Annotated in this window: 11 protein-coding genes and 1 pseudogene; 2 read left to right on the plus strand and 10 right to left on the minus strand. The window is 36.7% G+C overall.

The features are described 5' to 3' along the window. Positions 1-11: 11 nt before the first annotated feature. Both M2369_RS05720 and M2369_RS05725 read right to left on the minus strand, forming a co-directional pair. Complete coding sequence (locus tag M2369_RS05720; protein ID WP_160757754.1) at positions 12-2,120, minus strand: SpoIID/LytB domain-containing protein; 2,109 nt, start codon at positions 2,118-2,120, stop codon at positions 12-14. 25 nt (positions 2,121-2,145) lie between these two features. Next, positions 2,146-2,469 (minus strand): hypothetical protein, encoded by a 324-nt coding sequence (locus M2369_RS05725; protein ID WP_024719258.1) that lies wholly within the window; start codon positions 2,467-2,469, stop codon positions 2,146-2,148. Between the two features lie 182 nt (positions 2,470-2,651). On the opposite strand from M2369_RS05725, the gene tagU reads away from it, so the two are divergent. Continuing rightward, the gene (gene tagU / locus M2369_RS05730; protein ID WP_259253542.1) at positions 2,652-3,575 is read left to right on the plus strand and encodes a polyisoprenyl-teichoic acid--peptidoglycan teichoic acid transferase TagU; all 924 of its coding nucleotides are present in this window, start codon (positions 2,652-2,654) and stop codon (positions 3,573-3,575) included. A 56-nt stretch (positions 3,576-3,631) separates the two neighbouring features. Here the strand turns inward: tagU and M2369_RS05735 are convergent, their stop codons facing one another. The 5 genes from M2369_RS05735 to wecB all read right to left on the minus strand — a co-directional run bounded on the left by M2369_RS05735 (position 3,632) and on the right by wecB (position 9,208). After that, on the minus strand, positions 3,632-4,747 hold the full coding sequence (locus M2369_RS05735) for a CDP-glycerol glycerophosphotransferase family protein (protein ID WP_253718737.1): 1,116 nt from the start codon (positions 4,745-4,747) through the stop codon (positions 3,632-3,634). Between the two features lie 224 nt (positions 4,748-4,971). Further along, the gene (locus tag M2369_RS05740; protein WP_259253543.1) at positions 4,972-6,135 is read right to left on the minus strand and encodes a CDP-glycerol glycerophosphotransferase family protein; all 1,164 of its coding nucleotides are present in this window, start codon (positions 6,133-6,135) and stop codon (positions 4,972-4,974) included. Positions 6,136-6,139: 4 nt separating this feature from the next. Then, positions 6,140-7,165, minus strand: a complete 1,026-nt coding sequence (locus tag M2369_RS05745) for a ribitol-5-phosphate dehydrogenase (protein ID WP_259253544.1) — start codon at positions 7,163-7,165, stop codon at positions 6,140-6,142. Beyond that, positions 7,158-7,874 carry an IspD/TarI family cytidylyltransferase gene (locus M2369_RS05750; RefSeq protein ID WP_058336996.1) on the minus strand — a complete coding sequence of 239 codons (717 nt, stop codon included), beginning with the start codon at positions 7,872-7,874 and terminating at the stop codon, positions 7,158-7,160. The genes M2369_RS05745 and M2369_RS05750 overlap by 8 nt, the downstream gene beginning before the upstream one ends. A gap of 200 nt (positions 7,875-8,074) precedes the next feature. Continuing rightward, positions 8,075-9,208: a non-hydrolyzing UDP-N-acetylglucosamine 2-epimerase gene (gene wecB, locus M2369_RS05755; protein WP_135009622.1), complete on the minus strand. Its 1,134-nt coding sequence runs from the start codon at positions 9,206-9,208 to the stop codon at positions 8,075-8,077. Positions 9,209-9,477: 269 nt separating this feature from the next. On the opposite strand from wecB, the gene galU reads away from it, so the two are divergent. After that, positions 9,478-10,359 carry a UTP--glucose-1-phosphate uridylyltransferase GalU gene (gene galU / locus M2369_RS05760; protein ID WP_008343198.1) on the plus strand — a complete coding sequence of 294 codons (882 nt, stop codon included), beginning with the start codon at positions 9,478-9,480 and terminating at the stop codon, positions 10,357-10,359. 27 nt (positions 10,360-10,386) lie between these two features. Here the strand turns inward: galU and tagH are convergent, their stop codons facing one another. The 3 genes and pseudogenes from tagH to tagF all read right to left on the minus strand — a co-directional run. Then, positions 10,387-11,991 (minus strand): teichoic acids export ABC transporter ATP-binding subunit TagH, encoded by a 1,605-nt coding sequence (tagH, locus tag M2369_RS05765; protein WP_259253545.1) that lies wholly within the window; start codon positions 11,989-11,991, stop codon positions 10,387-10,389. A 19-nt stretch (positions 11,992-12,010) separates the two neighbouring features. Next, the gene (locus tag M2369_RS05770; protein ID WP_058336999.1) at positions 12,011-12,838 is read right to left on the minus strand and encodes an ABC transporter permease; all 828 of its coding nucleotides are present in this window, start codon (positions 12,836-12,838) and stop codon (positions 12,011-12,013) included. Between the two features lie 131 nt (positions 12,839-12,969). Beyond that, positions 12,970-14,163 (minus strand): annotated as a pseudogene (gene tagF, locus M2369_RS05775) (teichoic acid poly(glycerol phosphate) polymerase); the annotation flags it as partial. Positions 14,164-14,173 lie beyond the last annotated feature (10 nt).

Here is a 14,173-nt window from a genome sequence, read left to right on the forward strand (position 1 = left end):
CTCCCTTAACTTTAATAATTTGTTAGTTTTGTACCTGGATAGTAGAACGAAAGTATAGAAGAATACGAGTTTCCAGATTCAGCTCTAGCTTTGGCGCCGTATTGACTCATCCCAATGCCGTGACCATAACCTTTTCCTGAAATCGTGAAATCATTTGTATTATTCTTTACTGACGCAAACGTACTTTTCACCTTTGTTGCGCCCATGACTGTTCTAAACTCTGTCATTTTCATACTTGCCGTTGTACTTTTGTTCACTGTATACGTACCTGTTTTGTTTTTCAGATGGTAATTCAGTTTGATTGAAACGGTCTTCGCACGCTGACCTTTTGTTTTTCCTGAGAATGTCAGGCTTGAAATAGATGCAATTCTCATGTCAGATGCAGCTGTTTCTTTATTTTTCAACAGCCATGATTTTAAACCAGCAAGGTCGGCAGCATTGGCTTCTTTTGCCTTAGACCACTCAGAAGCTGCTGTACTTGCAGTCAACGTAGTGCCTAATTGCTTTTTAGACAACTTCAGTGTCCACGCATTGACAGGATCTTTTGTGTCCTGCTTGGCGACTAAGTATGGCAGTGCATTTCCCCATACTTCTTCACTCGCCTCAGTGTATCCACCATTACTAGAATAATAGGTGGCTGAAATAAGTTGATTGTTGTATTTTAGAACCTTGCCTTTTGTGGCATCAACAGCTTTTGTCGAATTTGTGTACCAGTTATATCCTCCATATACTTGGAAGGCTGTTGTATCAGGTACGACTTTTCCAATACTTTTCACTGAATACGTTCTAGCGGCAACTGCTTGTGCTTTTAATGCCTCAACATGCCAGCTTGCAGGCATTTCGTTTGGCACAACACCTTTTAGATAGTCTTCAAATGGAATATTTTCATTAGTCGGCCTGATATATCCTGATTCAATAGCAAAGTTGATGTTCCCTAAGTAAGGCTTCCCTGCGATTTGAAGGACATTTTTGGTTGAATATTTCTCAGGAACAACTCTTACTGTGTTATATGTCTTAATACCTTTTAATGAAATTTTTCCGTTAGAAATATTCAATTGGTAGTTTTGATTTTTTTTCAGATAGACTTGTTTGGCTAAAGCGTTTTTGAGCGTATCTGAAAGCACACTTGAACTGCCTGCTATATGATATGTATGTGTGCCGTTTTCTTTTAAAAGTTTCTTTAAAGAAGAAGAGAAAGAATCTTTTTTGACATAAATCATAGTACGATTGTTTTTCGCTGCTAAAAGTGACATAGGAATTGCATATTTTGAGCTAGAACCTTTAGCAAGATATACTTTATCTACATTTAACTTTAATTTCTTGATGATGTTAACAGAAAGTTCATAGCGATTTTCACCACTGATTCGTGTAACTTGTGATGTCTTTTTTAATTGTTTTTCTACTTTTTCGCTAATGCTTTTTGTACTTCCAACTACAATTACCTTACTAGGAATCTTATAAGTCGGAATTGAATTTTTCTTTGTTAATAAGATTGGATACCCATTTCTAGCTGCATAAGAGATCATGGATGTCCCATTCATAAAGGAAGCCCCGCCAGCAACAATTGCCTGCTTATAACTCCCCATCTCTTTGGCTACTTTTTGAGATATTTCAAATTTATCTTTTCCACTTATTCTTCTAATCTTCCCGTACTTTTTTAAGGTTTTCTCAGTTGTAGACGAAATACTTTTTGTATCCCCAATGATTAAGATGTTATCGGGTTTCATTTTTTTAATTTGGTTCTCAGTTGCTTTTGTTAGCTTCGCAGCACCAGAATAAAGAATTGGTGCATCTAATTTGTAAGCCAATGGAGAAACGGTCATTGCATGATCGAAAGCATCCTTATTTACGACAACGATAGTTGATGGATTCTTCCAGCCAGAATCAGCAATACTATTGGCTACTTCGTATCTATTATTCCCCTCATATCTTTTCGTCACAGCAACATTGGATCCTGACAGCTTGTATTCCCCAGTTGTTGAAATATCCATGCTTGTTTTGTTTCCTATATAATTAGACAATTTCACTGAAATTGTCGAGCTGGCCATGGCAGACTGAAAAGGTGCAATTAATAGTGTCATTGTCATGAGAACGATAAGTGTAATGCCTGTTTTCTTCAATTTTGTTCATCCCGCCCATCTTTTTTTACTTCTGTTTTTCAATCTTTTGAATTTCTTTTTGACCATTGTCATTGATAAAGTAAGAGATTTCTACTTTGTCACCTGGTTTAAATTCATTTAATACATCTTTAAAATTATCCGTAAATTCATAGCTTAAGGTCGTATTCACTTTTTTTACTTCGACTGTATGTGCATCAGCCATTCCAATAAATTCAGCTTTTTCTTCCAGCACCTGAGGAGTTGAACTGCTTGTCTTGTTTTCTCCTGAGGATTGCTCAGCCGTTCCACATGCTGTGAGCACGATACCTAGTAGTAGTATTAAGAACGGTAAAACGACGATTTTCTTCATTTTTTTCACCTCATGTCTTTGTATCGTCTTATAACTTAATATTTTAAGGTAAATTTAAGGTTTTTTGAAACCTTTTTTTTGTTACAACGTCTATATCTAGGTTCAGAGTAAAAAAATAACTTGTTTATCAAGATTCGTAAACCTATAATCATGGGAGAATGAGAGAAAAGGTGAGGGACAGAATGAGAGCAGAAAGAAAAAGAAATAAGAAAAAAGCACTTTGGATTATTTTATCTATTATTGGCTTGTTTGTATTAGTAACGGGCGGCTATGCCTATCATCTTTGGAATACAGCCGCATCAACTGTCGCAGGCATTCAGGAGAACTTAAAGAAGTCAGATAAGCGTGACAAAGATGTCGATTTAAGTAAAAAAGACCCGATCTCCATTTTAGTCATGGGTGTTGATGAAAGAAAGAATGACCGCGGCCGTGCAGATACATTAATATACATGACAGTGAATCCGAAAACGAAAACAACTGAGATGGTGAGTATCCCCCGCGATACATATACAAAGATTGTCGGAAAAGGCACAATGGATAAAATCAACCACTCCTACGCTTTCGGCGGTACACAAATGGCGGCAGATACAGTAGAGGAACTGCTTGATGTACCTGTAGATTACTTTGTAAAAGTGAATATGGAAAGTTTTAAAGACATTGTCGATACACTTGGCGGGATTACGGTGAACAGCACGTTTGCTTTCAGCTATGATGGCCATTCATTTGGTACAGGAGAGATTAACCTGAACGGTGATCAAGCCCTTGCCTATACAAGAATGAGAAAGCAAGATCCTAAAGGTGACTTCGGCCGTCAGGAAAGACAGCGTCAAGTTATTGAAGGCATCATTGCAAAAGGGGCTAACATTTCATCTATTACGAAATTCGGTGATATGTTTAAAGTCGTTGAAAATAACATGAAAACGAATATGTCCTTTGACGACATGTGGACGATGATGAATGATTATCGTGATGCAAGACAAAATGTGAAACAGCACGAGCTGAAAGGTACAGGCACACGAATCAATAATATTTATTACTATCAGCTTGATGACAGCAGTTTAGCGAAAGTGAAGAAGGAATTGAAGGATAGTTTGGAAGCTTCGTAAATAAAAAACACCTTTCTCTAAGAAAGGTGTTTTTTATTATGAAAGAATTATCCTTGCTACTCATCGCCTTCTTTTTGTTTTAATAAAATCGCATCCACTACTCTTTTACTCGATTGACCATCCAATTCATCAAAGAAATAATGCACAAATGAATCTAACTTTTCGAATTCATACTGATTGTTCTTAACAATTGAAACGAGTTCATGACAAGTTCTAGCTAGTGGGCCCGGGATAAATGAGAAATATTCATAATAAAAATCACGAGTTCGAATATACTCGTCCACATCATAACTAAAAAAGATCATTGGTTTTTGTAGCAAAGCAAATTCAAAACAAACAGATGAATAGTCAGTTATCAGAACGTCTGCAATTAACAACAACTCATTGATCTCTCTAAAATCTGAAAAATCATAGAAAAATTCACTATATTGATATGGAATATTAATTTTATTTTTAACAAATGGATGAATTTTAAACAAGAAAATATATTCGTTATTCAGCTCTTGATAAAGCTGATCATAATTTAATACTTCGAACGGATAATAGGCGGATTGCTGGCCATTTCCTCTAAAAGTCGGGGCAAATAAAATCACCTTTTTCCCTTTTAGAAAAGGATATTCTTCATATAAACTTGATCTAACTTCAGCTTTTTTCGCTTCATCGAAAAAGAAGTCTGTTCTAGGAATTCCTGTGGCAATGACATTTTCAATATCTACACCAAATCCCTCTGCATAATGCTTACGGATATGATCAGAACTGACAATGACTTTCGTATAGTTCCTATGATTTTTAGATGTCGGCGATGGGCCTCCTGGTAAACCTATACGGCTATAACCAAATGTCTTAAATGCCCCCACTGCATGCCATAATTGAACGAGATCAGCATTTTTTCGGATCTTTAATGGATAGATGATTGGATAAAAATCATCTATTAAAATGTGTCGGCTTGTAGCAAAATGATAAGCCATTCGCACATATTCTGTGATACTTTTTTTCGTATTAATGCTTTCTTTTAAGAAAAACTGAAAATCAAAGGTTTCTTCTCTATCTAAAAGCTCTCGATAGACAAATTCAAAGTTTCCTGATAAATCAGTACGACTATCTGATGCGAAAGTGATTTTATTCAGTTTTACTGGCAGGATACAAAATAGTTGATATAAGATTTGAAACATAACACGCTTCATTTTACGAATTATACGATTTTCATATTTCATAGTCGCCTATATTAACCTTGATCAATTTCTTGGAGTTTGTGTGATGATACATAAGCTTTTTTTTCTTCTCCATCGTAACAATGAAATGATATTTCAATCTTTTCTCCCCTGATAAATGTACCACCTTAGTCGAATAGATATCCCGCTTTAGGAATTTGTTTATATTTCCTAAAATCCCTAGCTTAAATTTCAAAAACTCTCTCCCCTTCATTCAATAAGCTTAGTATAAGTGAAACAACACGCTCCGTAGAATGTCCATCACAACGATTCATGAACCGCTTTGAAAATGAACGAAAATCAGTTTGTGTTTTATCCAAACTTACATTTTTCAAATCCTCTATTAAAGGCTCCATTTTCGTTCTAATAGGTCCTGGTGCAAACTCATGAAACGGGTAATAAAAGTCTCTCTCTTGCAAATAGTTCTCTAGATCGGGACAATAGAAAAACATTGGCTTATTCAATAGACTATATTCAAATATAACTGATGAGTAGTCTGTCACCAATACATCAGAAAGAATCATTAACTCATATAAAGTAAACTTCTCAGATATATTTTCTTCTCCAAATGAAGTTTTTTGCATATAAGGGTGTACATTGATGAACAATTCATAATGCTGTGGATCTAAATGTCTAAAAAGAGTTTCGTGATTCAAAAGAAAATGTTCCCCATGCTGCTTATTAACTCCTCCCCTATAAGTTGGAGCATATAGCACTTTCACTTTATTCTTCAATTCTGGGTATTCCTCATGAAACCTCTTTTTCACTTCACAAATGTACTTTTCTGAATAAAAAAAGTCAGTTCTTGGAACTCCTGTCGCTAATATTTTTTGCTTAGGCATATTAAACGCTTCAGAAAACGGAACAATTGCTTCTTCTGAACTCACAATTACAAAATCATAATTTGAATGAACAGGAACTACTTTTAAATATTCAGATGAAGGTCCCCCCTGCTTATCTTTAATGCTGTGACCAAATTTTTTAAAAGCACCACATGCATGCCAAATTTGAACAACCTTTGTTTCCGACCGCTTTTTAATTAAATAAAGAGGATAATAGTAATCATCTAATAAGAGCACCTTGCAAGTAGCAATATGATACAACGTTCTCAATAAATAAATAATATAGAGAAACTTACCTATCAACCCACTCTCCGACTTTCTGAATAATAGAACAATTCTCAAATGGGGCTGTTTTACCAATTCATTATATACGTTCTTGAAATTTTCATTTATTTCATTATCTCTATAAGAAGCAATCACAATTTTTTGCGGACTTACCGGAATTAATTTAGAAAAGACTGTGTAGACTATTTGAAAAAAAACTTTCACAATTTTTGTCATATACATTGTGTTAGATTTCCCATTTCATGATTGTTTTACCCCATGAAGAAGTCAAATCTTCTTCAAATGCCTTTCCAATGTCCTCTATGCTTCTCACAGTATGGACTGCTCCAATTAATGTCTCCAAATAATCTACAATTTCAGGAAATTCATTTAGTAGATTAACAGTATTAACAAAGTCTTTACTGCCACTTCTACTGCTTCCAATGAAAATAATCCCTTTTTCGAGAATCATTCTTGTTGCTACCTTCACAGGGTATTCTGACACACCTAATAAAGCCACAGATGCCTCTGGCTGAGTATAATCAATGATTTGTTCTATTGCAGTTTCACTGCCACGTCCACCGACACATTCAAATGCATGATCGACTCGAAGGTCTTTTGGTATGTCATTAATTTGGTATACTTCATCAACAAAAGAGAAATGCTCTAATTTATATTGGTTCTTTCCAAAAACGTATACTTTACAAGAAGGATATCGTTTTTTTAGTATTAAGGATGTAATAAATCCAAGGTTCCCATCCCCCCAAACACCAAACAAATCTCGCTTTTGGTGAGCCACACTTTCAAACCTACTCATTGCATGGACAGCAATTGTAATTAATTCAATAAAAGCAGCTACATGAAGGTTCATTTGCTCTGGAAGGGCTACAAGGCGATCCGGATTCATGAACATATAATCTTGCATGAACCCATCATATCCACTTGACCTGAAATAGCTTGTGCGCAGGTAGTTCTCCGCAATAAATTGATTTTCTTCATTTGGAATATTTGGAACCATCACCACATGTGTTCCGACTTTAAAAGCTCCTGTAGGGTCATACATTACTTTTCCAACACCCTCATGAATAAGCGCCATTGGAAGCTTTTTATCCATTGCTTCCTTACCTCTTGTTCCTGTAAAATAGCGCTGATCCGCAGCACATATTGACAAGTGAGTTGGTCTAACAACAACCTGACCAGAAGTAAATTCCTTATCCTTATAAGTCACTTCAAATTGTCTAGCAGAAACCAATCGATATGTTTGATTAATCATTTTTTATGTTCTCCTGTAAAATAGCATTCGCGACTTTCAGATCGTATGGTGTCGTTACTTTTATATTAAATACCTCACCTCGGACTAAATTCACTTTTTGCCCTGCTAAAATACAAATTTTACAAGCATCTGACAGCACCTTTTTCTGTTCCTCTGTTAGTTCGCCATAAAGACGTTTTAAGAGAGAGATCTTAAAACTTTGAGGAGTTTGGCCTTGATACATGTTGTCACGTACAGGAATATTCGTGATATTTGCTCCATCTTCTGAAGTTACAATTGTATCTATAGCAGGGATAACAGTGTCGACAGCATCGTGTTCTAGAACGGCATTTATATTTTCCTCAATAATCCTATGGGTTAAAAATGGTCTTACTGAATCATGTGTAACAATAACATCGTCATCATTTAGCCCATACTCTTTTTCAATAAAACGAACCCCGCTCATAATCGATTCGTTTCGATCTATTCCACCCTCAATTACTACTAATCTATCATCAGCATGTATGTATTTTTCTAGTATATTCTTCGTATGATTGATCCATTCTTTAGGAGTTACAATAATAATTTTTTCAAAACGATCATTTAATAGAAATTTTTCAACAGTGTGAATAATGATAGGGCGATTATTTAACGGCAAGAACTGTTTTGGCATATTTACATTACCCATTCTAGAACCTTTCCCGCCAGCTAATATTTCTGCATAAATCATACTTAATACCCCTCTCAATCATGTCAAATAAATAAAAATGGCAATATTTTAATATAAATAGATTGTAAATTACATTACAAAGAATCCATTCATATCTTAATATATGCCATTATAATACCACATTTTTATATTTTTTTAATTATTGATTTAGAATTTGTAACATATATCGACAAATTTTTCTAACATATAAATGGTCATTTTCAAAATGACTGCGGCTTGACATCCGTTAATCCATAGTGATAAAGAAGCATTTCAACAATTCGTTTCGATGCTTGTCCATCACCATATGGGTTAGAAGCCTTCGACATGTTATCATACTCTTGCTTGTCTTCTAACAGCTCTTTTGCCATCTGATAAATGGTTTCTTCATCGGTTCCTGCAAGCTTAAGCGTACCAGCTTTCACGCCTTCAGGACGTTCTGTTGTATCACGCAGCACTAATACTGGCTTTCCTAAAGAGGGAGCTTCCTCCTGCACACCGCCTGAATCCGTTAAAATAAAGTGTGAGGCAGCAGCAAAGTTATGGAAATCAACTACTTCAAGCGGCTCAATTAAGTGCACACGATCAAGATCACTGAATTCTGTCTGAGCAGCATCACGAACAGCAGGATTTAAATGGACAGGGTATACGACTTGAACATCTTCAAATTCTTCGACAACACGGCGAATCGCTCTAAACATGTTCTTCATCGGCTGACCAAGATTTTCTCTGCGATGAGCCGTTAATAAGATCATTTTATCTGTGCCTATTTTCTCTAAAATAGGGTGTTGATACTGCTCTGTAACCGTTGTTTGCAATGCATCAATTGCTGTATTTCCTGTTACAAAGATGGTCTCTTCTTTTTTATTTTCAACTAAAAGATTCTGCTTTGCCTCATGTGTCGGCGCAAAATGAATATCGGCTATATTTCCTGTCATTTGACGGTTCAATTCTTCTGGAAACGGTGAGTATTTATTATGTGTTCTTAACCCCGCTTCAACATGACCTACTGAAATTTGGTGATAAAACGCAGCCAAACTTCCTGCAAAGGTTGTCGTTGTGTCTCCATGAACAAGCACAATATCAGGTTTTTCCTCTTTGAATAATTGATCTAATTTCAACAGTGCATTCGATGTGATTTCAGATAATGTCTGGCGTTCTTTCATAATATTCAAATCGTGATCGGGCTTAATATCAAAAGCTTTCAGCACTTGATCAAGCATTTGTCGATGTTGAGCCGTCACAGTAACTGAAGATTTAATTTGTGGATGTTTTTTTAGCTCAAGGACAAGGGGTGCCATTTTAATCGCTTCAGGCCTCGTCCCGAATACAGTCATTACATGTAATGTTCTCAATAGTCGATGCCTCTTTTCTTCTCAATTATTGTATGTTGTTCATTATACAAAAGAATAAGAACGAATCCTAATCATTCTATTCTTAATCTTTACATCACCTTTACTCTTTTCAACATGAATATTTACACAAGTTCTTTACAATTGGTTTTAAATCTTTCTCGTAAATCATTTGTCATTTCTATCATTTGTAAGTTACACTTTATGAAAGATGAAAAATGAAGGTCATGTCACATCATTTTTTTCTATATGTAAGGAAGGTGCAAAGTTCATTGAAAAAAGTACGTAAAGCCATTATACCAGCTGCAGGTCTCGGGACACGTTTCCTCCCTGCCACAAAGGCTATGCCTAAAGAAATGCTACCAATCGTTGATAAACCAACCATTCAATATATTATTGAAGAAGCTGTTGAGTCAGGAATTGAAGACATTATTATTGTCACTGGAAAAGGGAAAAGAGCCATTGAGGATCATTTTGATTTTGCGCCAGAGCTGGAGCGCAACCTTGAAGAAAAAGGAAAAAGTGAACTTTTAGAAAAAGTGAGAAAATCCTCTAATATTGCTGATATTCATTACATCCGCCAAAAGGAACCTAAAGGACTCGGACATGCCGTTTGGTGTGCACGCAACTTTATCGGTGATGAACCCTTTGCTGTTTTATTAGGTGATGATATTGTCCAAGCCGAAACACCTGGACTTCGCCAGCTGATGGATGAATATGAAAAAACCCTTTCATCTGTAATTGGTGTTCAGCAGGTAGCGGACAGCGATACGCATCGCTACGGGATTATTGATCCTCTTACCCAAGAAGGCCGCCGCTACCAAGTGAAAAACTTTGTTGAAAAGCCACCGCAAGGAACCGCACCATCCAATTTAGCCATTCTAGGGCGCTACATTTTCACGCCAGAGATCTTTATGTACCTTGATCAACAAGAAATTGGTGCAGGCGGAGAAATTCAGCTGACAGATGCCATCCAAAAGCTCAATGACATCCAGCGTGTATTTGCCTATGATTTTGAAGGAAAACGATATGATGTCGGAGAGAAGCAAGGTTTCATTGAAACGACGCTAGAGTTTGCCCTTCAAGATGAAGAGCTCAAGAAAAAACTCATTCCATTTATGAAACAACTTCTTGAAAAAGAAGAAGTGAATTAAAAAAAGCTGCCGGCATCGGCAGCTTTTTTATTTGGTCGCTGAAACGGTCAGCGTATGCTGTTCATTATCAATGACAAACAGGTTATTTTCGCCCTTTACTGCGAACTTCGTTTGTTTCTCATTCATCCAGACATTCTGTGTTGTCAGTCCAAGTGTTGAAGGAGAGATAGGCATGATCTCGCGGAACACCATCGTATTCGCCTGACCATTTTGAATCACATAATCGGTTTTCTCAGTGGTCAGGCGCTCAATAATATCGCCTTGCTCACTTTTGATCGAGCTAAGTGTTTGCATTCTTTGCTTCAGCACAGACTCTTCTTTTCCAAGGAAAGAAAGTAAGTACTCATACGAACCCGCAGATGCGGGTGATACGTAGGAATTGAACTGTGCTGGTCCAATGGATAACGACTTCAATTCATCTGCGTTTTGTAGCGCATCTGGTTGCACATAATATGTCTCTGATGCTATTTTGATTTGAACGACTTGTTTATTTTTAGCCACAGCCTTTACTTCTTGTCCAAACGATAATGTGACGTCTGCCTTTTTTTTCATGGCCCTGTCTGTATAAACCGTCAATGGATCTGCCTTAACTATGGCCTGTTGATCAATCTTTTTCATATCATCAGAGGCACCTTTCGTCTCATGGTTCGTTGACTGGGGCGCCTCTGTTTTACCCGAAGAAATTGCACCAAATGTCGCCAGTGTACGCAGCGGACGATCCGAAAACATAGAAAGGGCAAGTAAGATGGTTAAAACAGCTATTATGGTGACTTGAAACGCCGGTCCGAAAAAGGAACGTCGTTTTCCAGTGTCATTATACCTCGTGACCTTCTCTGTCGTTTGTAGGCCTTTTCGACCTTCCTTCTGTTCTGATTGATATTTTTGTTTCTCTTTCTTGGAAAGCTTGTTAAACCAATCAACAAACTCCTTATACTCTTTCACAACCTTTTTCGTATCATCAAACATACGAAGTTCACCATAATGCATCCAAGCCACCCGATCACAGATTTTTTGGATTTGACTAATGGAGTGACTGACAAAAAAGATCGTCTTTCCTTGTTCTTTGAATTCGGTGATACGATCCACACATTTTTGATAGAAGGTTTGGTCTCCTACAGACAGTGCCTCATCAATAATGAGGATATCTGGATCAATATGTGCTGATATGGCAAAGCCAAGACGGGATTTCATTCCGCTTGAATAGCTCTTTACAGGCTGATCAATAAAGTCTCCAATATCCGCAAACTCTACGATTTTTTCATAAAGATCATCAATTTCTTTATTTGTCAGGCCCATCATTAAGCATTTTAAACGAATATTGTCTTTACCGCTCAACTGATTGTTCAGCCCTGCCGCAATAGCAATTAACGAAGGCTGACCGTCCATATCAATCTCACCACTTGTCGGTGGAATGATTTTCGCTAAGAGGTTCGACATCGTGGATTTCCCAGACCCGTTGATCCCTACAAAACCAATCGTCTCTCCTTCATAGACATCAAAAGACACATCACGAACGGCAAAGAAACCTTTTTCATTTTTATTTGGTAAAAACAGCCCTTTGATCTTGTCCGACTGTTTTTTATATAGGACGTATTGCTTGGATACGTTTCGAAACGAAACCTTTAGTTTCATCGTATAATCTCCTTACTTTTTAAAGAAAATCGACAAATTTATCCCTAAATTTCATATGCAGTAATGAACCGACTGTTAAAAGAAGAAGCGTAATCAGCCAGAAATAAAGTGTATATTTGACATCATGGAAGAACCATTCTCCCTTTAACAAACTATTTCTGAAACCATCAATAATGTAGAAAAGAGGATTCAGTCTTAAAATATCTCCTATCCATGCTTTGTCTCCAGTGAGCTTCTCTGAGATATTCCAAAAAATTGGTAGCAAAAAGAAAAGTAAACGTGTCACTGATTGTAAAAGAAATTGATAGTCTCTTACGAGTACACTAATTGTTGAGTTAAACAAACTAAACGAAAACATAAATGCGATCATACATATAAGGTAGTAAATATATTGTAGCCAATGCGCGTCAGGATATATGCCATAAGAAATAAGCACAATGAGATAGACACCCATCATGACAAAATAGCTGAATAAGTTGGACATAATGACCACAGACGGCAGCGCACTAATCGGAAAATTCATTTTCGATACCATATTAATGCGTTTAAACACACTGTTTGATCCATCAAGGATCGTCGGACTAATGAAGAACCACGGTATTAATCCGGCAAGCATCCAGATGATAAATGGAATCTCCATGCCTCCAATGACAATTGGCTGTCCTCCGCGAATGCCTAAACCAAAAACAAACCAGTAAGCCAGCATTTGAATCAATGGATTTAAAAACTGCCATAAAACACCTAAATAATTCATCTGATATTTTGATTTTGTTTCATAAACAGCAAGTCGCATGATCAGCGGAAATGAACTGATTTGCTCCTTCAATATCGTCAACATTGCGTTCATTCTAATCTTCCTTAGATATAAGTTTTTGGAATTACTTTTTTTAAAAGCACCGCTCATAATTGTAACAGAAGTTGATGAAGATTTCACTTTATATCATGATAAAAGGCTTACAAGCCATTAGCTGTAAGCCTTTATCTTGTTGATTTGATCTTTTCAAATACCGAGTCGACAACACGCTTGGATGATTCTCCGTTCTCCAAGTAGCAGAATTTCTCATAAAATGATGTGAATGAAGCTGGTAATGTAAAGGTCGATTTCTCTGTCTCTTTGATCCAGTCAATCACACTTGCTGTTTCTTTCACAAGCGGACCAGGTGCTTCTTGTTCAAAGTCAAAATAGAACCCTCTTAGTTTGTCGCGATACGTTTCGATGTCTGGAACATAGAACAGCATTGGACGCCTAAGGTTTGCATAATCAAAGAACACGGAAGAGTAATCTGTCAAGAGTAGGTCAGAAATCATATAAAGATCTCGAATGTCTTCGTAATGGGAGAAGTCATAAGCAAAGCCTTCATATGGTCCGAGATCAAAGTTTTCCGCTACTAAATAGTGCATACGAAGGATGATGATATATTCTTCTCCGATAGATGACCTCAACTCATGCAGATCAAGGTCCAATTCAAATTTGTACTTTCCAATTGTATAATATTGATCGTCTCTCCAAGTCGGTGCATAGAGGATGATTTTTTTATCAAGAGGCAGGTTCATCTTTTGCTTCAGCGCTCTTATCGTTCCTTCATTATTCTGATTGTACAGAAAATCATTTCTTGGATACCCTGATTCAATCATGGTCTGTTGAAATTGGAACGCACGTGTAAAGATCTCAGTCGAGTATGCATTAGGAGATATAAGACAATCCCATTTCGATGCTTCTTTCGTGAAATTCTTTTTATATTTCTTCGTGTTTGCTCCAGGAATATGAACTTCGTCCATATCCACAGCCAGTCGTTTTAAAGGCGTCCCGTGCCATGTTTGCAAATAAGTTGTGTGGCCTGGTTTTGGAATCCATAGCGGCAAACGGCTGTTTACAACCCAATACTCGGCTCTTGCCATTGCAAGAATCCATTTAAACGACAGACGATGAATATAATAGATGCCCTTTTCTTGAAACGGTGCTTCATACCCTTTTTTAACGCTCCAAATCAACGTATAGTCAGGGTGATTTTCTTTCATATACTCAAAAATAGCACGCGGGTTGCAGCTGAATTGTTTTCCATTAAAGCTTTCAAAAATAACCGTTTTCTTTTTTGGCTGCAGTTTACTGACACCCAAAAACAAGAGTTTAAAAACGATGATATATAAAATTGTAACGATTTTTTTCATTTTCATTCACATG

The organism is Bacillus sp. JUb11 (assembly GCF_024807925.1).
In the GTDB taxonomy this organism is placed as follows: domain Bacteria; phylum Bacillota; class Bacilli; order Bacillales; family Bacillaceae; genus Bacillus; species Bacillus altitudinis.

Coding starts and splice junctions, on each gene's coding strand:
- M2369_RS05740 (WP_259253543.1), bottom strand. CDS start 6,135: ATGTATATGACAAAAATTGTGAAAGTTTTTTTTCAAATAGTCTACACA.
- M2369_RS05770 (WP_058336999.1), bottom strand. CDS start 12,838: ATGAACGCAATGTTGACGATATTGAAGGAGCAAATCAGTTCATTTCCG.
- M2369_RS05745 (WP_259253544.1), bottom strand. CDS start 7,165: ATGATTAATCAAACATATCGATTGGTTTCTGCTAGACAATTTGAAGTG.
- M2369_RS05725 (WP_024719258.1), bottom strand. CDS start 2,469: ATGAAGAAAATCGTCGTTTTACCGTTCTTAATACTACTACTAGGTATC.
- tagH (WP_259253545.1), bottom strand. CDS start 11,991: ATGAAACTAAAGGTTTCGTTTCGAAACGTATCCAAGCAATACGTCCTA.
- M2369_RS05750 (WP_058336996.1), bottom strand. CDS start 7,874: ATGATTTATGCAGAAATATTAGCTGGCGGGAAAGGTTCTAGAATGGGT.
- tagU (WP_259253542.1), top strand. CDS start 2,652: ATGAGAGCAGAAAGAAAAAGAAATAAGAAAAAAGCACTTTGGATTATT.
- M2369_RS05735 (WP_253718737.1), bottom strand. CDS start 4,747: ATGTTTCAAATCTTATATCAACTATTTTGTATCCTGCCAGTAAAACTG.